We start from the raw sequence: 25886 nt of genomic DNA on the forward strand, positions 1-25886 counted from the left end.
GGCATCGGCGCGGTCACAATCGGTGTGCGGATCGCCTCCTGCTCGCACCGGCGGCAGCCATAGACATGGCGCACATGCCGAACCACTTTGACTGCACATGCCGAACCACTTTGACTTCCGCCGGGATGATCTTGAGCTCCTGCCGCGTCTCGGTGCTCATTTCGTGCAACGTGCCGGCGCAGCAGGGGCAGACCTGCTCCTCCTCGGTCAGCCGGTATTCAATCGTCTCCACCGGCAACCCCTCAAGCTTCGTTTCCCGCGCTCCACGCCTTTTCTTTCGGCGGTAGGTGATGGTTTCCACGGTGGGTTCCGGCACCGACGGATCGGCTTCGGCTTCCGCTTCGTTGAACATATCCAGCGGCAATTGACTCGGATCGGTTTTTTCACTGGATGCACAAAACCGCCGATGCTGCGCGATACGGAACTGCTCCTCAAGCCAGGAGACTCTGGCCTTGAGCTCCGCATTCTGTTTCGCCAGTTCGACATTCTGGTTCCGTAATTCTTCAATTATAGGTAGGGACATATCGGCTTGGTTTTCCATAACCAAAGAAATTCGCCATCGCCCCTGATTCTCCTGCTATTGCCGGTGTCCATCGGGTGAACGTTTAGGACGGGTGGAGTCCTATAGGACGATCTCGGCCCGCACCTCCAGATGGGCCTGACGTTGTTCCAGAGAAAGGCCGTCCAGCAGCCAGCGCAATTGTCTGCGGCTAATGGATATCGGTGCGGAGCAATTTTCGTTCGGCCAGGCAAACGTGCCCCGCTCCAGGCGACGGTAAAACAGCCAGAAACCATTGTGCTCCCAGTAGAGCATTTTCAACTTGTCGCGCCCACGATTGCAGAAGACAAATAAGCTGGGCGAAAACGGATCAAGTTGAAAACCTTCCTGCACCAGCGCGGCCAAGCTGTCAATCGATTTACGCATATCCGTGCTGCCAGAAGCCAAATACACCCGATCCACCTGAATTTCGCTTAGCATAAGACTTGCAGTGCCTTGACGATATCGGCTAGCAGGGATGGTTCGAAGCCGGGTCTCACCTCAATGGTTGCCGAACCGACTTTGACTAGCAGGGGTGATGCTCCGTCAGATGTTATTTCGTCCATATGAAGGGGAACCCACTGCGGTTTCCTGTTTTCCTGTTTTTGTTCATCAGCCTTTTTTAATTTTCGCATCCAATACCACAGTTGGCGCGGCGTAACCTTGTGGCGTTCACACCAGGTTGCAGTACGCTCTCCGTTAGACCGGTAGTCTTGGATCTGAGCGATCCATACCTCTCTAAGCTCTGCTTGTGTCATAAAAAAATCCTCCTCACTTCATTCTGAGGAAGATTATCTCATGGGGCAAAGTAGCTTTATAGGTGTGCAGGATTTGACGCTTACATCTCAATAAGATCTGCTCAAAATACTGTACTAATTGTACGGTATGTTTGTGTCCCGGACAAAAAGGCAACTTTATATTCTTTTGACAAAAGGGATTTGTGATCAGGTGTCGAATTTGTGAAATATATCACAAACCAACTTGTGTAGGGGGCGTCAAAATGCACCCGTCTATATTTGAGCTAGTACTGGGGAAGCAAGCAGATGGACTGCCGGAGCCGGTTCAAAACCATTTCTTTCTGTCTGCCGATGCTGCCTACAAGATCGTGCTGGAAGGACACATGGAAGAAGTGTGGCACCGCCCGCAATGGATCAAACCGGTGCTGGCTTTGCTTAGCCTGGGAGACACCCTTTTTCCGGATACAGGCAAGATGGTAGAACTGCGGCTTGAAAATACTGCCTATCGGGATCAAGACGGGACAATCCGCATGGATTGGAAGCGCAGTTTCTTCTTTCCACGACGCACCCGGATGTTCAACGCAGTGATGAAATATGACCCCGCCCGGAATGTGATTGTTGACTATTTCGGACGGAAGGGAGAAATGGAAGTAGATCTTCTGGTAGAACCATGGCAAGACCAAGAGGCTTCGGGTTTATTGATTCGTTCAGGCGCTCACTGCATTCGTATTGGAAGTATGCGGGTCAAGCTTCCCAACTGGCTGCAGCCGCAAGCAACGGTCAAAGAGTGGGCGGAGCCGGGGATGAGTGACTGAGATCAGGATCGATGTTCGTGTCAGCCATCCGTGGATAGGGGCCTTCTTCGGGTACCACGGCCGTTTTCGAGTGAGGAGGGAGCCGAAATGAAGCCCATTTTTGTAGAGTTTCCCATCAAAACGACCCTTGAAGACATCTGGGAACACACGCAGAATCCCGTTCATCATGTCCGTTGGGACCTTCGTTTCTCGAATATTGACTATAAGGAACGAGAAAATGAAGACGATCCCGTTCGTTTCTCCTATGTGACTCGCTTGGGCTTCGGATTGAAGATTGAAGGCGTAGGGGTTTCCAAAGGAGTCAAAGAGGGCCGGTATTCCGCTCTCCAATTTTCAACGGATGATTGGAAGTCACTGATTGTGGAAGGTGAAGGGTCGTGGGTGTATTTGCCCCACCAGGAAGGGATCTTGTTTCGAACCGTATATGATTATCATCCACGATACGGTGTTATGGGGCGTGTGATTGATTCATTGATGTTCCGACCGCTGATGCGATGGGCAACTGCCTGGAGCTTCGATCGGCTTCGTCTGTGGCTGGAAAAAGGGATCTTGCCTGAGTTGTCGTTTATTCTGTGGATGATCTCTATCATAAGTAAGACGGCACTCGGTTTCGTTTGGATCTGGGAAGGACTTGTTCCAAAGATCCTGTTCCCTTCCCCCGAAGAAATCGAAATGGTCAACCGGACCGGACTTGCCTGGTGGGAGGCGAGTTCATTTATCCCGTTTCTGGGCGTATGGGAGATTCTCTTGGGACTCGCTTTAATAGCAGGGGTGTTCCCGCGTTTGACCGCAGGAGTCTCTCTTGTACTGCTTCTTTTCTTTTCGCTTGTGGTTCCATGGGTTGAACCCGAATTGCTGTATAACCCGTTTGGCGCTATCACCAAGAATGCCGGACTGATCGCCTGTTCAATAGTCGTGCTTTTGATTCAAAAATGGATCCCTTCCGCGAAAAGGTGTAATTTGAAACTGAGGGGACGTGCGAATGCTTCGTAACTCTGTACCTTGGAAAAGATGGCTGCTGCTCACTCTGGTCGCGTTTGGAGGTTCGGGGGTATACGGTGCCTTATTTTTTCAATTCTTTCAGGGTGTGCTGCCATGAGACTGAATCCATTTACAATGCTTGGACAATTGGATGGATGTCTGCTGTTTATGTACTGTTGCCCGGCAGATAAGGTACGTCATCTGGTGCCTCAGTGTCTGGAGTTGGTTACTTACAAGGGCAACGCAATTATCGGGGTCGTCGTCTCCCGCTTAAAACATATGCGTCCGTGGCCGCTTCCAAAGTGGACGGGAATTGGGTACCGACATGTGGCGTATCGGATCTATGTAGAATATACTCCGCCTGGACAGGAGCCGATTCAAGGGCTGTATTTCTTGCGCAGCGAGGCAAACAACCCGCTCATGAAAAAGGCAGGCAATCTCCTGACTGACTTTCGCTTTCATCTCGCGGACATTACACTGGCCAAGGCAGATCGCACAATCGACTTCAAGATCGAGAATTCGGACGACGGACTTGGAAATGCTAGAGCGCGGCTAAGTCTGGAAGATGTCAACGAGCTGCCCCCGACCTCCATATTCTCCAGTGTGGAGGAAGCACTACACGTTTTGCATTATGAACCGTACGGAATTTTTGTCGATCAGAGACGTAAGAAGGTCAATGTGGTAAAGGTAACGAGGGACGAAAGTCAATGGAGAGAACGGACAATCCGTCAGAAGGATGCCGTTTGGACATATTGGGATCATATCATTCCCGAGGGACTTGTCCATCAACTTACCGTGTGGGTTGATTCGATTCCTTACCGATGGGAACGGGGCGTTGAATATCCAATATAAATCCGAAATAGAAAAGAGACAGCGTATGCTTGTACACTATCTCTTTACAAAGTACTATTTCAAAAAAGCTGTCAACATCCAAACGTGTTTTTCCAACTGGGTGTGAATGGCGAGCAGCATATCGGCAGTGGTTTCGTCATTTGCCTGCTGGGCGAGTTCCATTCCTTCTTTCAATTCAGCTATAATGGTAGAGTAATCGTTGATCAAGGTTTGCACCATCTGTTCGGCGGTTTCGTTTCGCGAGGCTTCTTTTACGCTGGCTGTCTGCAGATATTCCTGCATCGTGGCCATCGGTTTACCACCCAGAGCGAGTGTCCGCTCCGCTAATTCGTCTATGTGGAGAGCCGCCTCATTGTAGAATTCTTCGAATTTCGTATGCAGGGTGAGAAAACACAGTTTTTGGAAGGCATTAAATGATATAGTGGTAAGACAGGAGGTTTTTCAATCATGGCTGATGTATTATTCATTCAATACCCGAAATGCTCAACTTGCCGCAATGCGAAGAAACACTTGGAGAGCAAAGGCGTCTCAATCGAAGAGCGGCATATTGTGGACAACCCTCCCACGAAAGAAGAGCTGCGAACTTTAATTCAAAAAAGTGGATTGGAAATCCGCAAGTGGTTCAACACAAGCGGACAAAAATACCGGGAACTCGGCATCAAGGACAAACTGAAAACGATGAGTGAGGAGGAAATCCTCGATCTGCTGGCTTCCGACGGAATGTTAATCAAGCGACCGATTATCGCAAAAGGGAACAAAGCGACCGTCGGATTTAAACCGGAAGAAGCTGATAAGGTGTTGGCCGAATGACCGTAAGTTCTTTCATTCAACGAACACAATTACCAAACGGTTTGCGAATCGTAAGCGAGCGCACGCCCCATCATAAAGGGGCGGTAGCGCTTTTTCGGTATGGTGCGGGCTCCGCATATGAACAAGCTGATGGATGGGGTACGGCTCATTTTTTGGAACATATGGTGTTTCAGGGTACACAACAAAAGAATCATGACGCTTTCATGATGGAACTGGCACGGCTTGGGGCAACCGCCAATGCGTCGACAGGGTTTGAATCAACCGTTTATGAGGTAAGTGCTCCGGCAGCTTCTATTCTCGATGCTCTAAACATTATGGGAGAATTATTGAGCGGATTTCATCTGGAACCGCAAATGATGGATCGTGAACGGGACATCATTTTGGAAGAATGGCGAATGACCCGGGATGAACCCGCTTCTTGGGGAGAAGATTGTCTCTATCATCAAGTCCTGGGGGATTTTGGACATCCGATTCTGGGGACGGAAGACACGATTAGCAAAATGGACCGGGAGCGTCTGCGGGCGTTTGCCGATTCCTACTGCACTCCTGATAATTTGATCGTTTCGGTTGTAGGAGATGTCGAGCATCAACAGGCAGTCGAGATCTTCAAGCGATGGTTCGGTGCGGATCAACGCAGGGCCCTGCAGCCGGCGGCCGTTCCGATCAAACAGTCCCCTCGTTTGCATCTTCAAGAGGAGCATGAACAGGAGCATGTGTTCTTGGGATTCCAGGCACCGGCACTTGGGGATGCAGAGCTGCCTGCTTTCGATGTGCTGACGACGATTCTTGGAGGAGACTCATGGTCTCGCTTATTCCGCAAGATTCGCAATGAGATGGGACTCGCCTATTCGGTGGGCGGTTTTTACTCGGGGTGGAAGGGGATCGGATTTTATGGAATCCAATCCGCCACGCATCCGGATAACGCTCAGGAATTACTTGAGGCGCTGCGGCGAGAAACCACCCGGATCCAACAGGATGTAACAGCTGACGAAATTGATCTGGCGAAAGCAGCTTTAAAGGCGAATTTGTTTTTTGGATTCGACCAAGTTGGTTGGCGGGCGGAACGTCTGTTGAATGATGAAGCGATTTTTGGCAGGATCCGCAGCATAGAAGAAGATCTGCAGGCGATTGCCGGTGTTACCCAGAGTGATGTGGCGATGCTGGCTGCAACAGTATTGGATCTTAACAAAGCTACACTGGTCACGGTCGGAAGCAAAGAGGTAAAGTAAGATGTATAATAAAAAGAAGTAAGGCAAAGAAGTAAGGCAGCGAACTGAATTTTGGGGTGAATCGATTGAAATTCTCGAAAATGCACGGACTGGGCAATAACTACATTTATGTGAATCTGTTTGAAGAAACCCTGCGTGAAGAAGAGTTGCCTGAAATAGCGGTTCGGGTGAGCAATGTAAACACAGGGATCGGCTCTGACGGAATGATTCTGATCGGTCCTTCCGATAAGGCCGATTTTCGCATGAGGGTATTCAACAATGACGGATCGGAAGCCAAGAACTGCGGCAACGGATTGCGCAGTGTGGCCAAGTACGTTTATGACCGGGGTTTAACCGACAAACAATCGTTTCACATTGAAACATTGGGCGGGATTGTGGAAGCAAAAGTTCACCTTGGAGATGACAAGCGGGTTAAGCTTGTTACGGTTGATATGGGGGCCCCCCGGCTGTTGAAGAAAGATTTGCCGATGGAAGGGGATCCGAATTCGACAACAATTTTGGAAACTCTTGATGTGCAGGGCACCTCTTATACGATTACCGCGGTTTCAATGGGCAACCCGCACGCTGTGATTTTTGTGGAAGATGTCGAACAGGTGGATGTGGCTGGGATAGGGCCGAATATTGAGCACCATCCGGTTTTTCCTGAGCGGGTGAATGTGGAGTTTATTCAGGTGGTCAATCGTGGAGAGATTATCTTTCGGGTTTGGGAACGCGGATCGGGAATTACACAAGCCTGCGGAACGGGTGCATGTGCAGCTGCGGTAGCCGGTATCTTAACCGAGAAGCTGGATCGCAAGGTATTGGTTCATTTGCTCGGCGGCGACCTGGAGATTGAATGGAATGAGAACGGTCATGTCTATATGACGGGGCCGGCTGAGTTTATCTGTGATGGAGTCTTCTATCGTTAAAAAAAGAAGAGGGTGCCTTATGAACGAAGAGCGTTCGGTCAAAGCGCTGCTTTGGACCGTTGCAGTCATCTGGGGCTTAAATGTGGTCATGATCAAATTCCTGGTCGGCTACTTTCCTCCTACAACACTGGCGGCGGTTCGCATTGGCGCAGCAACTTTACTGTTGTTGGGAATCTTGGCTTGGCAAGCGGGCTTTCAGAAAATCTCCGTTAAATCCTGGGCGTATACTATTGTGGCCGGGGTGTCGAGTATTTTTGTTCATCAGAGCACGCTCGGGATGGGGCTGCAAACGGCAAATGCTTCCACGGGATCGTTGATTCTCGGATTGAATCCGTTAGTGACGGGCGTTCTTGCGTATTTTCTATTTCGTGAACCGATGACTTGGAACCGGATTCTTGGGGTCATCATGGGGTTCTGTGGTGTAATTACCGTGGTAATGGGCGATTCCATCCTGAAAGGTACAGTCGATGGTTTACAGTTTGGAGAAGGGGAAATGCTTGTTGTGGCTGCAATGCTCACTTACGTTTTTGGCGGTTTGCTTGTGAAAAAAGCGGCAGAAACTGTGCCGGTTCTCGTCATCACCGCTTACATGCACGCAGTTGGTACGTTGTGTCTCGCAGCAGCTTCCTTTTTTGAAATTGAATCCCTCGGTGGGGTCGTGTGGCCAACCGACTGGTTTACTTGGGCAGTTCTCCTTTTCTCCGGATGGGTGGCAACCGCATTATGCGGAATTTGGTGGAACAATGGGATACTGAAAATTGGGGCAGGACGTACTGCGATGTTCTTAAACGGGATGCCTGCAGCCAGTTTGGTATTTGCCGTTTTACTACTTGGGGAACGTCTGACTTGGATTCATGCGATCGGATTCGTTACCGTTTTCCTCGGTATTTGTCTTGGAACGATGAATAAGAAAAGGATTCTCTCTTCCATTCCACCTTCTGTTCCGTCCAAAAAAGGTTGTGCTTAAACTTTTGGATACAATAGGAAGGAGGAACGACGGGAGTGATCGAATGGAATCAACATGGGAACTGATCAAAAAAGGGAATACCTCTTCAGCGATGGCGGCGCTTGGGAACACAGCGTTAGCGATTGGGAAGGGAATTGCCGCCGCTATAAGCGGAAGCGGGCCGATGTTTGCATCCACAATGCATTCAGTCGCAGATGCGGTGAACCAGGGCTTTGTGTTTACCGGGAGTGTGCTGGCGGAACGAAGACCTACCCGTCGTTTCCCTACCGGATTTGGACGGGTGATCAATATTTTTTGCATGGTGGCGGTTATCGTAGTTACCATTATGGCATATGAGACGGTTCGAGAAGGGATCCATCTGCTCCAACACCCTGTCGAGGCTTCGGGTTATTGGCTTAATGCTCTGATCCTCGCTGCGGCGATTGCTGTTGACGGATTTGTTTTGGTCAAGGCTATGAAGGAGATTTCCCGGGAAACCCGTGTGGATGCAAAAGGGCTGGGAATTGTTTCGGCTGCTTTTCGGAATGTGGGACGGGCGGCACCGCCGACACGATTGGTATTTTATGAAGACGTCATTGCCACCACTGGGGCCCTGTTGGCGTTAATTGGGGTTACAGTCTCCCACTTTACCGATTTCAATCTGCTGGATGGAATTGTCACGATTCTGATCGGGTTCTTAATGCTGGGAGTCGTGTTCAAAGTGGGTTACGATAACATGGTAGGGTTGATAGGTGTGGCTGCTCCACGCGTTGTGGAGGAAAAGGTGGCCGGGATCATCTTGTCCGATCCGGATGTCACGGATATCAACAAAATGCGGATCCTCCAGGAAGGCCGATTTTACCATGTGGAAAGTTATATTGAACTTCGTGCCGGTTTTTCGTTGGCGGAGGCAGATGATATTAAATTTCGTGTGAGGGATAAGCTCCTCGCCGATCCCGATATAACAGATGTGACGTTAGGGATTCTTGAGGACAATGGGGTTCGGGACTGGAATCCCGAAAAACTGAAGGAACTGGAGTAGTGGGATGACACTTCGCAGAATGATATTCCTAGGGGTACTGGGGGCAGGGCTTCTGTTCCTGATTCCGTATAGCGTACCGCTCATTTTGGCCTTGTTAACGGCAATCTTGCTGGAACCGATCGTCCTGTTTCTAATGCGTACCGTTAAGGTCAATCGGATTACAGCCGTCACGGTTTCGTTTCTGTTTTTTGGGGCCGTGTTCGGGCTTGGCGGGTATTGGCTCGGTACGACCTTGGTCGTACAAGGTGTCGAATTGGCTAAGAAATTGCCTGCTTTTTCATCCCGCTTGTTTGAAGCTATGGAGAAGTACCTCTGGATGTGGCAAACGTACTATGCCTCCCTTCCGGCTGAAACGGTCACTTCCATTAAACAGGTGGTAAATGCTCTCAAGACTTCAGCGGTGGCTTCCGCTTCGAGTCTTGCGAATTGGGTAGTAGATGCGGTGGCTGCCATTCCAAAATTGCTGGTGCTTTCCATCGTATATCTGATCGGATTGTTTCTGATCAGTCTGGATCTTCCACGGCTTCGAGCGGGCTTCATGCGGATGTTTACGAATTCCGCGCGAGAAAAGGTTCAGCTTGTGTTTTCACAGTTGAGCCGGGCAACAATTGGTTTTTTACGGGCACAGTTTATCTTAAGTTTAATTACTTACATACTTGCTTTCGTTGGACTGCTGATCTTGAATGTCAAGTATGCTGCCCTGCTTGCATTGCTTATCGTTCTTGTTGACATCTTACCGATTCTTGGTACCGGTTCTTTTCTGGTGCCGTGGGCCATTTATAATTTCCTCACCGACAATCCCCGCCTTGGGATCGGTTTGTTGATTCTGTTTGGGGTTATTACGGTCGTGAGACGAATCATTGAACCGAAAATTCTTGGCTCGAGTTTGGGAATCAGTGCACTGGCGGCATTAGTGGGTATGTATTTGGGATTCCAACTGATCGGTTTCTTTGGCCTTATCCTGGGGCCGGCGGTTGTGATCGTGTTTGAAGCTTTACGCAAGGCAGGGTTTCTGAAGTTTAAAATTGATTTTTAGGGTAGGGACCCGAAGCGAAAATTAAAAGAAACATGTAATGGGGGTTTTTCATATGGAATTAAATCTAACTGCGAAAAGCGGACATGATACGCCGGATGATTTTGCGTCCTTATCAGCCGTTGTTATTGACGGGGATTCTGTGTTTGTAGACAATGGAGCGATCCATGGGAAAAGCCGGGTTGAACGGGGAATCCAGTTTGGAGCAACCAGTCCGAACCAGATTCCAAACGGCCGCCGGGTATGTGTCATCTGGGTTACTCTGAAAAAAGGGGATACCGGGATGGGGTACAACGGCATATGTGCAGCCATTCCGTTTCGGATTGATGCGGAGGCAAAATTGGGATACAAAAGTCTGCCTGACCAGGTGAATAAAATGACTGATGCGATGAAAGGCTCTATCAAACTGGACATGCTCGAACTTGAGGAGAGAGAAAAGCTGGCGAATTTCTTGAAAGAATTTCGCGGCGGTGAGCTTTGGAACAACTCTCGTCCTGAGGTGAAAGCGGCTTTTGGAGAGTAAGCCATGTCATCGAATGTAAAAGGGATCTGGTTTGCATTATTCTCGGCTTTGGGATTTGGATGCATGCCGATTTTTGCAAATTTTGCCTATCAATCCGATGCATCTGTGGACACAGTGCTAACCTTGAGATTTCTAATTGCGGCGATTGCCCTCTGGGTAGTTGTGATCTGGCGCGGGGCCCCTGTTTGGATCGGCTGGGAATCCGTGATCAAGTCGCTTTTACTGGGGATCGCCGGTTATGCGGTTATGTCTTATTGTTATTTCTCGGCATTGACTTATATCTCGGCTTCCCTCACCTCGCTTCTTCTCTATTTATATCCTTTGTTTGTTACCATTTTTTCGCTTTTGCTGGGAAAAGAGAAGTGGGAAATGCGAAAGGGGCTCGCTCTCCTGATTTCTACTGTCGGAATTGGACTGTTGGTAGGACTATCCACGGGTACTCTCAGCGTAAAAGGTATACTGCTGGGAGCAAGCTCCGGTTTGATCTACTCGATCTTCATTCTGGTCACGAGACAAGTGGGAAGCCAGGTGCCGGTACTAACGCTGACTGCCTATATGGTAACGGGGGCATTCTTCGCCCTGTTCGCAATGTCTTTGGTAAAAGGAACTGCCGGTCTGACTCCTCTGCCTCCGGCAATTGGCTATATCGCAGCTATCGCCTTGCTGTCTACCGTGGCTGCCATCACTTTATTCAATGCCAGTCTTCAATTGATCGGAGCAACGAAAGCGTCGATTCTGTCAACTTTTGAGCCAGTCTTTACGGTTCTGTTGGCGTATCTGTTCTTTCAAGAACAAATGTCGGTCTGGCAAATGGCAGGAGGGGCTCTGATCCTTACTGCACTGTTTCTGCTCCAACGGCCGGCATCTCAAAAATTCAATCATCAAGTTCTCAGCAGAAAGGATGTAACCGGGTAAGTGGTTGCATCCTTTTTTGAATGTAGACACTCCGTGTTCCAAATTGGGCGAACGGGATAGGTTATTTTCTCATATTGTACATTGAACTAGAAGTGGCGATATTCTTGAAGCATTGGCTCTAAAATTTGAGTTCAACGATTTTACCGGAAACTGTACCAGTGTGTTAGGCGAATGAATATTTTGTGAATAAATCCGTGCTTCTGCACATCAGAAGGAGGAAAGCACTAAATGCCACCAAAAAAACGTGCCAGCCGGTCAGGTCAACAAAATAAGCGCGTTGTGCCCTACCCTTTAGATCGTTGGGAGTGGGAGGACGACGAAGAAGAGCTTGACCAAGTTCCGGCGGAACCTCATAAAGAGAAGCCAAACGCACCGGAAGCCGTTGTTCCAGCTGCTGAACCCGAAGTAAAGCCCAAAGAAACAAAAACTTCACCTCCGTCTTCAAATTCCAGAATTTCATTATTAAAAGAACGAAATGAGGATTCCGGTGCTTTCGTGTACACCAGCGATCTGATGAACCAGGCGGTGACGACCGAAAAGATTGCCGACAACGCCATTGATGCGTCCAAGATCAAACCGGGAAGCGTACGGACAAAAGCTTTGGCAGACTATGCGGTAGATAATTCAAAGCTTGCAAACCACAGTGTCACTTCAAATAAACTTGCCCCCAATTCAGTAACCGAAGATCACATTGTGGACTATTCAATAACGGGAGAGAAAATCCTCAACCGTTCCATCTCCGGAAACAAATTGATGGACAACAGCATTACTTCCGAAAAACTTGCGGATAAGACGATTGACTCAATGAAAATAGCGGAAGGTTCCATTCAAACGAAACACCTGCATGAGCAGTCGATCACAACTGAGCTTCTGCAAGATCAATCGATTACGTCTGACAAAATCAGAGCAGGGGCAATTCAAACCAACAACCTGTCAAATAACGCAGTCAACACTGCGAAATTGGCAGACGGCGCCGTAACCACAAGCAAACTGCGCGAAGCTAGTGTAACAGAAGATAAAATTGCCGCCAACAGCATCTCCTCCATTCACCTTCAGCAGAAATCCATTCACAAACATCACATTGCAACAGGAGCCGTCCGCAGTGAACATATTGCTTTAAACAGCATCACAAGAGAGCACATTTCGGAAGAAGCGGTGAATACCGATCATTTAAAGAAAGATGCGATCACTTCGGAAAAACTAGCCGACGGAGCCGTCACTACATCAAAGCTCGCTGATGGGGCGGTCACATCCTTTAAGATTGGCGCAAACAGCATCGCTTCCACCCACATTCAACCAAAAGCTATCAACCAGCAACATTTGGCGGAAGGAATAGTAAATTCGGAGCATCTTGCTTTGAAGGGTGTAAAAAGTGATCATATTCACGATGAAGCCGTAACCACCCGGCATTTGCACCCAGAGGCTGTTACCTCCGAAAAATTGGCAAAGCGTTCGGTCGGATCCGTGCATATATCGGAACAAGCCATAGAAAGAAAGCATCTGACAGACGGGATCATTATGACAAGTCATTTGGCGGATCACCTCATCACTGCTTCAAAGATTGCGCCCGAGTCCGTTTCAACAGACAAGATTATCGACCTGTCCGTCAGTGCTTCAAAACTGGCCGATCATTCCGTGACCTCAAGAAAACTGTCTGCTGAAGCGGTAAACAATCATCACTTGGCGCCGTCCGTTGTCACAAAAGACAAGATTGCCGAAAAATCGATACAACCGGAACACATCAGTGATGAAGCCATAACCTCCCGGCATTTGCGGTCCGGGGTTGTCACCTTTGAAAAATTGGCAAAGCGCTCCGTCGGTTCCGTTCATATAACGGAGCAAGCGATAGAAAGAAAACACTTGACAGACGGAATCATTATGACAAGCCATTTGGAGGATCACCTGATCACGACCTCGAAAATTGCTCCCGAATCCGTCTCAACAGACAAGATTATCGACCTGTCCGTAAGTACTTCAAAACTGGCCGATCATTCCGTAACCTCAAGGAAACTGTCCAATCAAGCAGTCAAAAACCACCACCTGGCACCGGGCGTTGTCACCCGAGACAAGATTGCGGAAAAATCAATTTATCCGGAACACATCAGTGGGGAAGCGATATCTTCCGGACATATTCAGGCCAATGCAGTTTCCACAAACATGATTCAGGACCTGTCGATCACGAACAACAAACTCGCCAACGGTGCTGTATCGTCCGACAAGATTTCAGCGCGCGCAATTGATGGTGAACACGTCAAACAAAAAGCGATCAACGGCTTCCATATCCAGAGAGGCGTGATTGAAACTTCCCACTTGGAAGATCAAGCCATTACGGAAGAAAAATTGGCAGACCGCTGCATCGACGGGCTAAAGATTAAATCCTCGACGATACAGACTGAGCATTTGGCGGACGGCGCGATCACAGGCGAAAAGATCGTGTTGGGAGCAGTAACCGGAGAACATCTGGTCAACCACTCCATTTCGGAGGAAAAACTGACATTCCATCCGGTTCATTCTGTTAAAAAGAACACGCTTCACCAATTCGGGATGGCTCCCTTCCAATTTAACGAATGGAATGAAACGGTCGAAATCGTCATCCCTTTTGAAGAACCGTTCGTGGACTCGAATTTTGTAATCGTAGCTATGACAAATCACGTTGAATGCTATCCTGTTGTGAAAGAGCAGTCCCACAATTCGGCAACTATTACAATTGTCCGAAGAAACGTCGGCCCCGAGTTATTCGGCATCGTGAACTGGATTGCCATGGGGGAAAAGATATCAGAGCCTCATTTCCCACAGGAGGAAGCTCTAACATACTCACAGCCAACTCGTGAGGAATTGTCGGAAGATCACGAGATCGAAGTTTCAGAAGAGAGTGATGAGGAATGGTCACAAGACAATGATCCGGAATATGAGGAAGAAGAGTTCACCACGTAGCAAATAACCGGTTACACGGCGGAGTGATTCAGTCACACTCCGCCATCTGTTTTTTCCAAGATTTTCAGCTATTCTTCCGATCCTCAGCCTTTTACAATAAAAATAGGTTACGTTTCCACATAGAGGGAACAGAGGGAGGAGACACCTTAGATGGACAAAAACAAGAAGTTCTGGAAGGGTATGCTAGTTGCCGGTGCAATCTTTTTTTCCTTTCAATTTACCGGACAAGCCCACGCGGCTTTTGGTGACACCATGTTGAAGACGGGAATGTCCGGCGAAGATGTGAAGATCCTGCAATTGGAACTGAAAGAGTTGGGGTATTTCTCGGCGACGGCCACCGGTTACTTCGGTCCCATCACGAAGGAGGCTGTAATTCGTTTCCAGCAAGTAAATGGTTTATCGGCTGACGGGATTGTCGGACGGAATACATTCCAAGTCCTCAAGAAGAGGATGCTGCAGTCTGATATTGTGGCGACCGCCCAACAGTATATAGGGGTTCCTTATCGCTGGGGCGGAAATTCTCCGTCAGGATTTGATTGTTCGGGTTTCTCCAGTTACGTGTTCGCCCAAAACGGTTTAACCCTCCCGCGAGTCTCTGCGGATCAGTATAATGCCGGCGTGTCGGTTGGGAAAAATCAATTGGAAGTCGGGGATCTTGTATTCTTCACGACTTACAAACCAGGTCCCTCTCATCTGGGAATTTACATAGGAGGCGGACAGTTCATCCACGCGAGCTCATCAAAAGGGGTAACCATTTCGTACCTGTCAAATCCTTATTATACGGATCGATATATCGGAGCCAAAAGATATTTTTGAACAATACTTGAACGCAGGCGGTTTCTATCGCTTGCGTTTTCTCATCCTCTTGTTGGGGAGTTTTGTTTGTGAGTTATGTTTTGTGTACCAAAGTGGACAAGCTTTTGGTATACTACATGCTGTATGTTTGTTAGGAAAGGTTGGGAGGTTGAAATGAACAGAAAAGAACAAGAGCGTACACCACTTTTCACAGCGCTTTTGGAACATGCAAAAAGGGATCCGATCCAATTCCACATTCCGGGTCACAAGAAAGGCACCGGGATGGCGAGCGAATTCCGTGATTTTGTCGGATCTAACGCACTTTCGATTGATTTGATCAATATCGCGCCGCTTGACGATCTCCATAGTCCGAAGGGAATTATTCGGGACGCTCAGGAGCTTGCTGCAAAAGCATTTGGCGCTGACTATACATTTTTTACCGTGCAAGGGACAACCGGTGCGATCATCACGATGATTATGTCCGTGGTCGGACCGGGAGACAAAATTCTTGTGCCTCGCAACGTCCATAAATCAGTTTCGGCTGCTATTATTCTGTCCGGAGCGGAACCGGTATTCATGCATCCGGAACTGGATCCGAACTTCGGGATAGCGCATGGGGTTTCTTATGATACGGTTCGCCGAACTCTTGATGAACACCCTGACGCAAAGGGGGTATTGCTCATTAACCCCACTTATTTCGGCATTTCCTGCGACTTGAAATCGATTGTCGAATTGGCTCACGATCGGGGAGTGCCTGTAGTGGTCGACGAGGCGCACGGAGTGCATATTCATTTTCACGAAAAACTGCCTCTCTCCGCTATGCAGGCCGGGGCGGACATGGCGGCAACCTCCGTTCACAAGCTGGGTGGCTCCATGACACAAAGTTCGGTTTTGAATGTAAAAGAAGGTCTGGTCAATCCGGATCATGTCCAATCGATCTTGTCCATGCTGACGACTACGTCCACTTCGTATTTGCTGTTGGCTTCGCTTGATACGGCACGCAAAAACCTGGCGATTCACGGACACGAAATGTTGGAGGAAGCCATTTCCCTTGCTGAATATGCAAGGGATGAGATTAACAAGATGGAAGGACTTTATTGTTTTGGGAGAGAGATCCTGCACAATTCTTCGATTTATGATATGGATCCTCTGAAGCTGACGATTTCAGTCAAAGACCTGGGAATCAGCGGACACGATGTGGAACGTGTGCTGCGGGAAGAATTCAACATTGAAGTGGAACTGTCCGACCTGTATAACATCCTGTGCATCGTCACGGTCGGGGATACAAAAGAAACAGTTGATGCCCTCTTAAAAGCGCTGCGCAGAATTGCGGAACGTCATGTGTACCAAGCGGGCAAACAGATTGTTCAAGTTCACCTTCCGGAGATCCCGAAACTGGCAATGTCCCCGCGTGAAGCTTTTTATTCCGAGACGGAAGTGGTACCATTCGATGAGGCGGTCGGAAGAACGTTTGCCGAATTGGTAATGGTCTACCCGCCGGGGATTCCGATTCTTTTGCCCGGTGAAATCGTCACAAAAGAGAATATTGACTACATTCGGGAACACATCAAAGCGGGCCTGCCGGTTCAAGGACCGGATGACCCCGACATCGAGTTGGTGAAAGTCGTCAAAGTATAACGTGTAACAAGTCGTCTAACGTCCGGAGGGAATTTCCGGACGTTTTTTTCCAACAATCCACTAATGACTCTTTTCATGAACCCTAGTAGAATAGACGGGAATTTGGCAAGCCGAATCGCATCCGGTTTTTGGTAAAAAAAGCATGCGTACGGAGGAACCGGTTAAATGGGGTGAATCGCGATCAGCGGGGAATAAGTTCCCTGGATTCGCGCGGGAACCTTCTCCCGAACCCGTCAGCTAACTTCGGAGGCTTGGAAGGAGTGTCGAAATTGAATATGAAATTTCCTTGGAAAAAGGGATCACTGGGTGCCCTTATCGTATCTGCATTGCTCGTGAGCGGTTTCACGGTGAATGGAGCCTGGAACAGTCAAGCCCAACCCGCTGAATCAAGTGCTGCCAAAGCCGAGGCCGACAACCGGCAACCAACAACGGAATCACAGCAAGCGGTGCAACAAACAGACAATGGTGAGCCTGCAGAGAACTCGGGTCAGCAGCCGACGCAAGTCGCTCCGGTTCTGGCGAGCCGCAGCGGAATGTCCGAACCGAAAGCGTCCGTTCCACCCAAACAAACCTCTTCCACCGGATCCGGGTCTTTAACAATGAAAGCCACCGCTTATGGTCCAGCCAACATTAACTGGAAATATGGTGGCAAGACTTATACGGGGACGACTGTAAGACAAGGAGTAATCGCAGTGGATCCAAAAGTGATTCCACTGGGAACACGAGTATGGGTTTCAGGCTACCAGCATCCGAATCTTCCGGCCAATGGTTTCATGGCTGTCGCTGAAGACATTGGCGGGGCGGTTCGCGGAAATCGAATTGATATTTATATCAATGCAGATGCACAAAGCCTGAAGAATTTTGGAGTTCAAAACGTTCAAGTGCGGATTCTCGGGAAATAACTCGAATCCGGATATTGGGGTCTGCCCATGCAGGCCTTTTTTTATTGCCTCCGAAAAGCAGTGAATGAAATATTTTCCACAGGCAAGGGTATTCTAACTGGATAAAAGGTGCGTCCGAGGTGATTAGCAGATGCCGATCCGAGTCATGCATGTCGTTCGACCGGCTGATGGAGGCATGCGGGAGCATGTAAAACAACTTATCTGGGGGATGCCGCACGATCAGATTGAGCCGATCGTAGCATGCCCCGAAGAGTCTGCGTTATTTTGCCAATTGCCTTCGCGGGTTCACAAGATCGCTTTGGAAGTGAAAGACGGTGTAAAACCCTGGGAGGACATGCGATCTGTCATCGCTCTTCGGCAGCAGCTTGAAAGACATCCAATTGACATCCTTCATATGCATGGAGCAAAATCGGCCCTGATCGGGAGAACGGCAGCCGCATTGGCAAAGCGAAAGCCTCGCCTGATCTGCACGGTGCATAATTTTATCCAACCCGCAAATCGTATTCTGCGATCGACATTCGTTACGATCGAAAGAAAGCTCTCAAGCCAGACAGATCGTTACATCGCTGTTTCTAATGCATTGGCTGAGCAATTGCAGCAGCAGATTGTTCGGCGTACGGATAAAATCTCTATCGTATACAATGGTCTGGCGCCCACAAAACAGCGGATCAGCCGAACGGAAGCCCGAAACTTGATGAAAGTCCCGCAGAATGTCGCTGTGATCGGTACGATTGCTCGTCTTATCCCGGAAAAAGGGGTTGCGGATCTTCTGCTTGCTTTTCGGATGCTAACCAATCTCGGGCACGAGGCCTATCTCGTAATTATCGGTGATGGCCCGCAGAAAGAGGAGTTACAGGAGCTTTGTTCCGATCTTGCAGCCCGGATTCGCTGGTTGGGATCTGTAGAGGAAGCTTCTCAATTGATCCCGGGATTTGATCTTTACGTACAGAGTTCCCATCGGGAAGGTTTCGGGTTGGCGGTGTTAGAGGCCATGCGCGAAGGGGTAGCTGTAATTGCAACGAATGTCGGTGGCCTGCCGGAAGTGATCGGAGCCTCAAGGATAGGAATAAATGAGTGTGGTGCTTTAATCCCTGCGCAAAGCCCTGTCATGCTTTGCCAGTATATACAAGAGCTGCTTTGTGATGAGGAACGCAAGTTGGCATTGGGGGATGCGGGGAAACGAAGAGTGCAGGAATACTTTTCGATCGATCAAATGATTCAAGACACAATTCGTGTATACAATGAGGTTTTGTCTGTCAGGAGGTTCCATGAATGAAAAGAAGTGTAGGAATTGCAGTGAGCGCGTTGCTGGCATTTTTTTGTTTGTTCCAGGCTGCCCCGGCGTCTGCGCTGAGTTTTGATGAGAACCAGGCGATTTTAGTGATCGCACCGGGTCTCAGCTGGGAAACGATATCTCCCGATAGAACCCCGCATTTGTTTCAGATGATGCAGTCGGGGGGAGCTGCCAATATGACCCTGCCGTTTCGGGGAAATGATGAAACCGGATACCTTGCGGTAAAATCCGGCGGCAGAGGAACTGCCGATTCGTCCGCTTTGCTCGATGCAATCACCGAATCCGGGGGACGGGTTGCGACCATCGGCCAAACAACCGATTACAACCAGTTGTACAACGAGTACCTATCGCTCAGTGAACACACCAATTTCCTGATTGTAGAGCCCGCAAAACTGATGAGTCTAACGGCGAAGCGAAATGCGATGTCAACTGTTCAGCTTCAAAAGGAGTATATGAATGAGCTCACGGAGCTCGACCGTTTTATTGGAAAGCTGTTGAACGTGACAGACAGGAATCACCTTTTGATTGTTGCGAATCCTGTGTCGTTTGCGGAGGGAGGGATTGGATACCAACCGGCGGGAGTCGTTTTGATGGATGGTGGAGGGGTTGAGCCAAACTCTTTACTCGCCTCCAATTCTACCCGGCATGAAGGGATCGTCACGACTTTTGACATAGCTCCCACTGTGCTGTCCCATCTCGGACTGTCGCCGTACATCAAGGGGGGGCTTGGACAGGGAATCGGTTCCATACCATCTGAAATTCCCTCCCAACTTTTTCTGCGGAATCAAATTCAAAACCTCACTTTATTGAATGAGTTCAGACCTTACCTGGTAAAAGGGTATGTCTGCATCATGATCTTCCTGCTCATTACCGCGGCAGGGTTCCGGTTGTTGAATCTCCGGAAGCCCCGATGGGTGGATCATTCGTTGACCGGATTTTTAGCACTGCCAGCTGTTTATCTTGTCTACCCGCTCTTGGGATTCTCCCCGCCAAGGGAGATGGTCATAAAATTGATTTTGCTGCTCGCTCTCACTTGGACCTGCCTTGCTTTCCTAAGGACACTGAGGACGAGATTGTTGGCAATTTCGAGTGTTGCGGTTGGCCTTATCCTGTTCGACATGCTCAGGCAAGGACGTTTGATGAAGTTCTCGGCAATGGGATACGATCTGTTGGGCGGTGCCCGATTTTACGGGATTGGGAATGAATATATGGGTATCGGATTAGGAGCTTCCCTGCTTGTATACTTTTTGCTGCAAAAGCAGTACCCTCATCATCTGAACCGGGTAAGGATACTCGGGGGAATAGGATTTGCCGCCATGACGTATCTTCTTGCAGCTCCCCAGTTTGGCACAAATGCGGGGGGAGCACTGGCCGCGGCTCTTACCTACCTGTACGTAGTGGTGACGGAAGCCCGAGTTCCAATTTTCAAGAACAGATGGATGTGGGTGTTTGGGGGAACTTTACTGGCACTCGGCGGAATGTCGGTTCTGAATGCTGCGGTATCTCCGGCTGATCAAACCCATATTGGCCGTGCCGTGACCCTGCTTTTGGGAGGGGAATTTGGCGAATTCAAACAGATGGCGATTCGAAAATGGGCTATGAATTGGTGGCTGCTGGATGTGTCGGTGTGGGGGAAGCTGTTTTTGGCAGTTTTGATGCTTCTGATGTTGGATCTGCTTCGTCCCAATCTGTTTCGGGGATTGCCGGAAGGTACTACCTCCGGTTCCATTGCGCCATGCTTCCTCGTAGGCGGCACTTCCGTTTTTCTGCTAAACGATTCCGGAGTGCTTGCCGCCGCCGGATTGATGGTATTTGGGGCAGTCGGGATTCTGACACAAGCGGTTATGGAAGAGAGGATTGTGACAGATACGGGTCTTCAGGATGAGATGCTGAAAGAAAGAACATCCTAAACCGTAGACGATTTCAAGAAAAGGGGGATGCACTTTGAGAGAGACGGAAGAATATATCCATGTGGAAGAAGAACACTTTTTGTCATGGGTTCGTGAGCTTTCGGGGGAATCTCCCTTTGACGACCTGTTTATCGAAGAACGGTTCGGGGTGGAATCCGGGCCGCATGGAGAATGAAAGGAATCCCCGCATACGCGGGGACTGGCTTACGGGTACTCGGATTCTATGTTTATTTTCGGGGTCCCCGCAAAGTACTCGGTGTTGCTGCAACGCTTCACGTCACTTTGTGGGGTGATACTTATCGGGAAGATAAATAATCCTGCCACACCTTTCGATATGGATTCGGAACCACTTCCGGATCGGTCTCGTCTTCTTCCAGCACCGAATGTTTGATATCCTCGTCCCATGATTCTGTACTGATGAAATAAGCCAACAATCCGATAATAAGGAGCAATTGCACGCCCAGCAAAACCATGAACCACAGATTCATACCAAACCCCTCCCCGCTTGAAGATAGTGTTCATATCCGACGGTGATGTTATAACGGCAGAAAATGTTTTGTTTGAATATTTCGACTCGCGAAATCGAAATTCCTTCTCCTGCATTTTTGGTATAATTTGTTGGTGAAAGGATGGAGTGCAATGGAATCGAAAGCTGCCGCTTGCTGCAAATGTCAAGGACGGGTGGAAGAACATCATGTGATGTGCGATTTATGTTTTGGGGGATTGAGGGAACAGGCATTTTCCAGATTGCTGAATATCAACCCAACCACAGCTTTACCCGAGTCGATACATGTACTTAAGGAACAGCTGCAGGCCAATTTTGCCAGGGTGGAACAGGAACCGGCAGTTGAGGGATTGCGGACCCGGGCGGCCAAGTATTTTCTGTCATTGGACTATCCAAACCATTACCGGTTTAAAGAGTAGGACATACTAAGAAACAGACAGGAGGAGAGGAAATGGGGAAAATTGAAATGGGACAAGCTGCACCAAACATCGCGGTGCCGGCAACAAACGGGAAAGAAGTAGCTGTCTCCGATTTCAGAGGCAAGAACATTGTGTTGTATTTTTACCCGAAAGACGCTACACCGGGCTGAACCAATGAAGCCTTGGATTTCAAGGCACATCTTCAAGGTTTTGAAGATGCTGACACAGTAATTCTTGGGGCGAGTCCCGATTCTATCAAATCGCATGAAAAGTTTATCGCCAAATATGAACTGCCGTTTCTCCTGTTGTCTGATGAAGAGCACAACCTGGCGGAAGCGTATGGGGTTTGGGTGGAGAAAAGCATGTACGGCAAGAAGTATATGGGAATCGAAAGAACCACATTCGTGATCGACAAGGATGGAATTGTACGACATGTGTACCCAAAAGTCAAAGTAAAAGGCCACGTGGAAGAAGTTCTGCAGTTTGTTCAAAATATGGAAGCAGAGTGATATGATGAAAATGTCAGGACTATGTTAATTTGCAGGACTATGTTAAAATAGTTCTAAGTTACAGTGGAAAGGGGAGAGAACTGTGGTAACTTTGACTGAAACAGCAGCAAGTAAAGTCAAGTCTTTGCTGGTTGACAAAGGGGAAGACATGGCTCTCCGGATTTTCGTCAAATCCGGCGGCTGAAGCGGCTTCTCATATGGAATGGCACTGGATCGTGCCAAAGGCGAAGATAGCGTATTTACGGAAAATGGAATCAAAGTGGTGATCGACCCAACGAGCGCTCAGTATTTGCAAGGTGCCGAAGTGGATTATGTGGATTCCCTGATGGGAGCCGGTTTTAAGATCAGCAATCCGAATGCCACTCAGTCTTGCGGTTGCGGAAGCTCCTTCCGGACTGCAAATGATGCCGGCAAACCGGGATCCTGCTCATAATGCAAAAAAGCCTATGGAGAGATCCATAGGCTTTTTCAATCGGGCGTGCAACTTACAGTTGCAAATATTTTTGCAAAGTCTGTAGAATTTCTTTATCGAGCAGATCGGAGTTGGGATCCTGCTCAAAAATCGACTTCAGTTCGTATGAAGCTTCCAGTACATACATTTTCTTTGCGGCGTCCCGGGTTTTCGCGGTCGAGACACTGTCCAAATCAGGGTGAAAAGCAATGTATGCCAACTCAACATGCGGTGTATAATGCTCCTCCACAACTTTCTTCAGCGCATTCAAACAACGCCATTCATTTGACAATTCCGGATGTTGGGATATGGCGGTAACCGGTTTTTCTCCCGCTGGAGCTGTCTTCGTCAGGGAAGGCATTTCGTTCCATGTTTTCATGATTTGTATAATATCCTCTTGTTGATCCGGTGTAAGCCGCTCAAACAATGACAGAAATTGTGCGTGTTTGTCCTTCATATGCTGAACTCCTTTGGGTCCGTTAGTTAAAAAAGATACCATTCACTATTATACCATAGTGTCCCAATGTGAGAACCATTCTCTCCAAATAAGCTTTTTCAAAAAAAATATGGTAATCTTTTGAGGATGGGCTAAGGAGGTAAGTACATGTCCGTTCAATGGTTCCCTGAGGAAAAAGTTTTGAAAGATCCGATTCATGATTGGGTATACATACAAGATCCGATGATTTGGAATTTGATTAATACAAAAGCTTTTCAAAGACTGCGCCGCATTAAACAGTTAGGAACTTCGTATTTGGTATTTCATGGCGCCGAACACAGTCGTTTAACCCATTCGCTTGGCACGTATGAGACAATGCGAAAACTGCTGTCCCATTTTCGAAGAAATCACGATTGGCCGAAAGAAGAACGAGTAAGCAAATTGGCTCTTTGCGCCGCTTTGCTTCATGATATCGGACACGGTCCGTTCTCGCATGCGTTTGAAGGGGCTTTCCAAACCCATCATGAAACGTGGACTCGCCGAATTTTATTGGAAGATGAAGAGATCAACCGAATTCTGAGTGCAGTCGATGCCGATTTTCCCCGTGATGTGGCGGGAGTGATCGGGAAAGAAGACAGTTTCCCGCTGGTTGTCCGAATTATTTCGAGTCAATTGGATGTGGATCGAATGGACTATCTGCTGCGAGATGCACTGCACACGGGAGTGATCTACGGTCAATATGAATTGGAACGGTTAATTCGGGTAATGCGTCCGTTCCAAAACGATATTGTAATAAAGAGTTCAGGAATTCATACTTTGGAACAGTATATCCTCGCCCGTTATTTCATGTATACTCAAGTATATCTTCACCACAAGACGATCGGCAGTGATCTTCTGCTTCGCTCCGTGATGCTGCGGGCAAAAACGCTGTTTCACGAGAACCGCCTCCGGTTTCACCCGGTTGAACTGCTGCCTTTCTTTTCGAGAGAGGAAACGGACATCCTCGTGGCTGAATATTTGCGGATCGATGAACCCGTAATGATTCATGCGTTTCAGCGTTGGAGGGACGAGGAGGATCCGATTTTGTCCGATCTTGCCAGCAGATTTTTGGATCGGAGACTGTATGCATCGATTGCTTGTGATAAACTGTCTGAGGAGACCCTTTCCACGTTACGGGACATGTTCTCCACGCGGGGCTTGGATCCCGAATATTACTTGATTTATCAAGAGATCGCCACGGCTGGTTTTCTCTATAAAGAAGGAATCCGAGTTCTGGATGAACAGGGGAAGCTCCAAGAGATTCATGAAATGTCCAACTTGATCCGCTCCCTTGTGCCGGAAATCAAATACAGGTTGTATTATCCGAAAGACAAGATCACGCTGGATGGAGAATTTGCCCCGATAGTAAAAAAGCTGCAAAGCTTGTGCAGCACGGATTGATCATTTAGTTTGTCACAGGAAGTGGAGGCCAACTTTAAAATGAAGCGAGTATTTCTTGTATTATTCGCAATAATGTTTATGGTCATGTTAGGTTTTGGCATTATCATTCCGGTGTTGCCTTATTACGCGAAGAGTTTTGGTGCTGATTCGGTCACGCTGGGGTATTTGATGGCTGTATATTCGGTCATGAACTTTCTGTTTGCTCCTGTTTGGGGCGGTGTGTCAGACCGTATCGGCCGGAAACCCGTACTGTTGATCGGCTTGGCAGGATTTGCGGTGTCCTACTTCTTGTTTGCCATGGCAGACGAGCTTTGGCAACTGTTTGCAACCCGAATCCTCGCTGGCGCTCTATCTGCCGCAGCGTTGCCGACTGTCATGGCGTATGTCGCTGATATCACAACTCCCGAAACCCGAGCGAAGGGGATGGGCATGGTGGGTGCGGCTGCCGGTCTTGGGTTTATCTTTGGTCCGGCCATTGGAGGAACGTTCTCGAAATTCGGGAGCGCGGTACCGTTCTGGATCGCCGGCGGACTGGTAGTGGCCAATTTTCTCTTTGCAGCTCTAATATTGAAGGAGTCTGTTTCGGCAGAACAGCGCAAAGCTAACGCGGAAAAGAAGGAAAAAGCCTGGACCGCCTTCAAACCGCCGCTGTCCTATCTGTACATCATGCAATTTGTCGTCACTCTGTCCCTGGCTGGCCTGGAAGCGACTTTTGCTTATTATGCTTTGGATGTATTTGGTGCAAATGAGTTTGATATGGCCATGATTTTCATGATTATGGGAATTGCCGGAGCGATTGTTCAAGGGGGACTTATCGGACGTTTGACAAAAGCGTTTGGGGAAGCCAGAGTGATTCAAATCGGTTTGGTCGTCTCCTTGATTGGATTTCTGTTGATTACGCAGGTAAATTCGTTTGCCACGGCAGCGATTTATTTAACGATATTCGGAATGGGGAACGGCATGATTCGTCCGGCCGTTTCGGCGTTGGTTTCGAGAAAGACGGAGGCAGGACAGGGAAGTTCGATGGGGCTGATCGGTTCGATGGACTCGTTGGGCCGGATTGCGGGGCCGGTGGTCGGCGGATTTTTGTATAAAATGGGAATTACATTCCCGTATTTTGCGGGTGCCGGCATATCCCTGGCCGCTATCGTTATGTTTTTCTCCTATCAAAGAATGGAGCGCCGGTATTCGCTGAAAAACGCTTTTTCCGAATAAATTCAGGCATTCATTCTACTTGTTCCTTTACTTGCGTACATGATATAGTAGATTGACGTGTAAGACGTTGAGGGACCCCATAAAGAAGGGGAGCTATGCGAAGGTATTT

27 protein-coding genes, 2 pseudogenes and 1 riboswitch are annotated in these 25886 nt (G+C 48.6%); of the genes and pseudogenes, 23 read left to right on the plus strand and 6 right to left on the minus strand.

Annotated features, from left to right (window positions below):
• The 3 genes and pseudogenes from ACFO8Q_RS01575 to tnpA form a co-directional block, all read right to left on the minus strand.
• A pseudogene (locus ACFO8Q_RS01575) lies at window positions 1-541 on the minus strand (IS66 family transposase zinc-finger binding domain-containing protein); the annotation flags it as partial.
• Window positions 542-622: 81 nt separating this feature from the next.
• Complete coding sequence (gene tnpB / locus ACFO8Q_RS01580) at window positions 623-946, minus strand: IS66 family insertion sequence element accessory protein TnpB (RefSeq protein WP_380023437.1); 324 nt, start codon at window positions 944-946, stop codon at window positions 623-625.
• 26 nt (window positions 947-972) lie between these two features.
• Window positions 973-1296 carry an IS66 family insertion sequence element accessory protein TnpA gene (tnpA, locus tag ACFO8Q_RS01585; protein ID WP_380023788.1) on the minus strand — a complete coding sequence of 108 codons (324 nt, stop codon included), beginning with the start codon at window positions 1294-1296 and terminating at the stop codon, window positions 973-975.
• Between the two features lie 242 nt (window positions 1297-1538).
• Between tnpA and ACFO8Q_RS01590 the strand changes: the two genes are divergently transcribed.
• From ACFO8Q_RS01590 to ACFO8Q_RS01600, 3 genes are all read left to right on the plus strand, one after another.
• A complete protein-coding gene (locus ACFO8Q_RS01590) occupies window positions 1539-2090 on the plus strand; it encodes a DUF4166 domain-containing protein (protein WP_380023790.1) in 552 nt (183 codons plus the stop codon).
• Window positions 2091-2177: 87 nt separating this feature from the next.
• Complete coding sequence (locus tag ACFO8Q_RS01595; RefSeq protein ID WP_380023792.1) at window positions 2178-3083, plus strand: DoxX-like family protein; 906 nt, start codon at window positions 2178-2180, stop codon at window positions 3081-3083.
• 102 nt (window positions 3084-3185) lie between these two features.
• The gene (locus ACFO8Q_RS01600; protein ID WP_380023794.1) at window positions 3186-3923 is read left to right on the plus strand and encodes a DUF2071 domain-containing protein; all 738 of its coding nucleotides are present in this window, start codon (window positions 3186-3188) and stop codon (window positions 3921-3923) included.
• Between the two features lie 54 nt (window positions 3924-3977).
• Here ACFO8Q_RS01600 and ACFO8Q_RS01605 read toward each other — a convergent pair.
• Window positions 3978-4313, minus strand: a pseudogene (locus tag ACFO8Q_RS01605) (Dps family protein); the annotation flags it as partial.
• Window positions 4314-4370: 57 nt separating this feature from the next.
• Between ACFO8Q_RS01605 and ACFO8Q_RS01610 the strand changes: the two are divergent.
• From ACFO8Q_RS01610 to ACFO8Q_RS01680, 15 genes are all read left to right on the plus strand, one after another.
• Complete coding sequence (locus ACFO8Q_RS01610; RefSeq protein ID WP_380023796.1) at window positions 4371-4733, plus strand: arsenate reductase family protein; 363 nt, start codon at window positions 4371-4373, stop codon at window positions 4731-4733.
• Complete coding sequence (locus tag ACFO8Q_RS01615; RefSeq protein WP_380023797.1) at window positions 4730-5962, plus strand: M16 family metallopeptidase; 1233 nt, start codon at window positions 4730-4732, stop codon at window positions 5960-5962. Before ACFO8Q_RS01610 ends, ACFO8Q_RS01615 begins: the two co-directional genes overlap by 4 nt.
• A 56-nt stretch (window positions 5963-6018) precedes the next feature.
• Window positions 6019-6870: a diaminopimelate epimerase gene (gene dapF / locus ACFO8Q_RS01620; protein WP_380023799.1), complete on the plus strand. Its 852-nt coding sequence runs from the start codon at window positions 6019-6021 to the stop codon at window positions 6868-6870.
• 19 nt (window positions 6871-6889) lie between these two features.
• Window positions 6890-7837 carry a DMT family transporter gene (locus ACFO8Q_RS01625; RefSeq protein WP_380023800.1) on the plus strand — a complete coding sequence of 316 codons (948 nt, stop codon included), beginning with the start codon at window positions 6890-6892 and terminating at the stop codon, window positions 7835-7837.
• A gap of 43 nt (window positions 7838-7880) precedes the next feature.
• Entirely contained in the window at window positions 7881-8858 is a 978-nt protein-coding gene (locus ACFO8Q_RS01630) for a cation diffusion facilitator family transporter (RefSeq protein ID WP_380023801.1), read from the plus strand.
• Between the two features lie 4 nt (window positions 8859-8862).
• Entirely contained in the window at window positions 8863-9894 is a 1032-nt protein-coding gene (gene ytvI, locus ACFO8Q_RS01635; RefSeq protein WP_380023802.1) for a sporulation integral membrane protein YtvI, read from the plus strand.
• 52 nt (window positions 9895-9946) lie between these two features.
• Window positions 9947-10414, plus strand: coding sequence for a YwhD family protein (locus tag ACFO8Q_RS01640; protein WP_380023803.1), 468 nt, complete (start codon window positions 9947-9949; stop codon window positions 10412-10414).
• A 3-nt stretch (window positions 10415-10417) separates the two neighbouring features.
• A complete protein-coding gene (locus ACFO8Q_RS01645; protein WP_380023805.1) occupies window positions 10418-11329 on the plus strand; it encodes a DMT family transporter in 912 nt (303 codons plus the stop codon).
• 228 nt (window positions 11330-11557) lie between these two features.
• On the plus strand, window positions 11558-14263 hold the full coding sequence (locus tag ACFO8Q_RS01650) for a WIAG-tail domain (protein WP_380023807.1): 2706 nt from the start codon (window positions 11558-11560) through the stop codon (window positions 14261-14263).
• A gap of 150 nt (window positions 14264-14413) precedes the next feature.
• Entirely contained in the window at window positions 14414-15079 is a 666-nt protein-coding gene (locus ACFO8Q_RS01655; protein WP_380023809.1) for a C40 family peptidase, read from the plus strand.
• Between the two features lie 153 nt (window positions 15080-15232).
• A complete protein-coding gene (locus tag ACFO8Q_RS01660) occupies window positions 15233-16696 on the plus strand; it encodes an aminotransferase class I/II-fold pyridoxal phosphate-dependent enzyme (RefSeq protein WP_380023810.1) in 1464 nt (487 codons plus the stop codon).
• Window positions 16697-16794: 98 nt separating this feature from the next.
• Window positions 16795-16964, plus strand: a riboswitch (cyclic di-AMP (ydaO/yuaA leader).
• Window positions 16965-16971: 7 nt separating this feature from the next.
• On the plus strand, window positions 16972-17598 hold the full coding sequence (locus ACFO8Q_RS01665; protein ID WP_380023876.1) for a 3D domain-containing protein: 627 nt from the start codon (window positions 16972-16974) through the stop codon (window positions 17596-17598).
• A gap of 130 nt (window positions 17599-17728) precedes the next feature.
• On the plus strand, window positions 17729-18874 hold the full coding sequence (locus ACFO8Q_RS01670) for a glycosyltransferase (protein WP_380023812.1): 1146 nt from the start codon (window positions 17729-17731) through the stop codon (window positions 18872-18874).
• Entirely contained in the window at window positions 18871-20802 is a 1932-nt protein-coding gene (locus ACFO8Q_RS01675; RefSeq protein WP_380023814.1) for a hypothetical protein, read from the plus strand. The genes ACFO8Q_RS01670 and ACFO8Q_RS01675 overlap by 4 nt, the downstream gene beginning before the upstream one ends.
• Before the next feature lie 34 nt (window positions 20803-20836).
• The gene (locus tag ACFO8Q_RS01680) at window positions 20837-20977 is read left to right on the plus strand and encodes a hypothetical protein (protein ID WP_380023816.1); all 141 of its coding nucleotides are present in this window, start codon (window positions 20837-20839) and stop codon (window positions 20975-20977) included.
• A gap of 121 nt (window positions 20978-21098) precedes the next feature.
• Here the strand turns inward: ACFO8Q_RS01680 and ACFO8Q_RS01685 are convergent, their stop codons facing one another.
• Window positions 21099-21290: a hypothetical protein gene (locus ACFO8Q_RS01685; RefSeq protein ID WP_380023817.1), complete on the minus strand. Its 192-nt coding sequence runs from the start codon at window positions 21288-21290 to the stop codon at window positions 21099-21101.
• A 151-nt stretch (window positions 21291-21441) separates the two neighbouring features.
• Here ACFO8Q_RS01685 and ACFO8Q_RS01690 point away from each other — a divergent pair, with 151 nt between their 5' ends.
• From ACFO8Q_RS01690 to erpA, 3 genes are all read left to right on the plus strand, one after another.
• On the plus strand, window positions 21442-21726 hold the full coding sequence (locus ACFO8Q_RS01690) for a hypothetical protein (RefSeq protein ID WP_380023819.1): 285 nt from the start codon (window positions 21442-21444) through the stop codon (window positions 21724-21726).
• Window positions 21727-21758: 32 nt separating this feature from the next.
• Entirely contained in the window at window positions 21759-22235 is a 477-nt protein-coding gene (gene bcp, locus ACFO8Q_RS01695) for a thioredoxin-dependent thiol peroxidase (protein WP_380023822.1), read from the plus strand.
• Window positions 22236-22317: 82 nt separating this feature from the next.
• On the plus strand, window positions 22318-22668 hold the full coding sequence (gene erpA / locus ACFO8Q_RS01700) for an iron-sulfur cluster insertion protein ErpA (protein ID WP_380023823.1): 351 nt from the start codon (window positions 22318-22320) through the stop codon (window positions 22666-22668).
• A 52-nt stretch (window positions 22669-22720) separates the two neighbouring features.
• Here erpA and ACFO8Q_RS01705 read toward each other — a convergent pair whose 3' ends face one another.
• Window positions 22721-23143: a hypothetical protein gene (locus ACFO8Q_RS01705; RefSeq protein ID WP_380023825.1), complete on the minus strand. Its 423-nt coding sequence runs from the start codon at window positions 23141-23143 to the stop codon at window positions 22721-22723.
• 147 nt (window positions 23144-23290) lie between these two features.
• On the opposite strand from ACFO8Q_RS01705, the gene ACFO8Q_RS01710 reads away from it, so the two are divergent.
• Window positions 23291-24562 (plus strand): HD domain-containing protein, encoded by a 1272-nt coding sequence (locus ACFO8Q_RS01710; protein ID WP_380023826.1) that lies wholly within the window; start codon window positions 23291-23293, stop codon window positions 24560-24562.
• Between the two features lie 39 nt (window positions 24563-24601).
• On the plus strand, window positions 24602-25777 hold the full coding sequence (locus ACFO8Q_RS01715; protein ID WP_380023828.1) for an MFS transporter: 1176 nt from the start codon (window positions 24602-24604) through the stop codon (window positions 25775-25777).
• Window positions 25778-25886: the final 109 nt, after the last annotated feature.

It is taken from the genome of Effusibacillus consociatus, from assembly GCF_042652925.1.
GTDB lineage: Bacteria > Bacillota > Bacilli > Tumebacillales > Effusibacillaceae > Effusibacillus > Effusibacillus consociatus.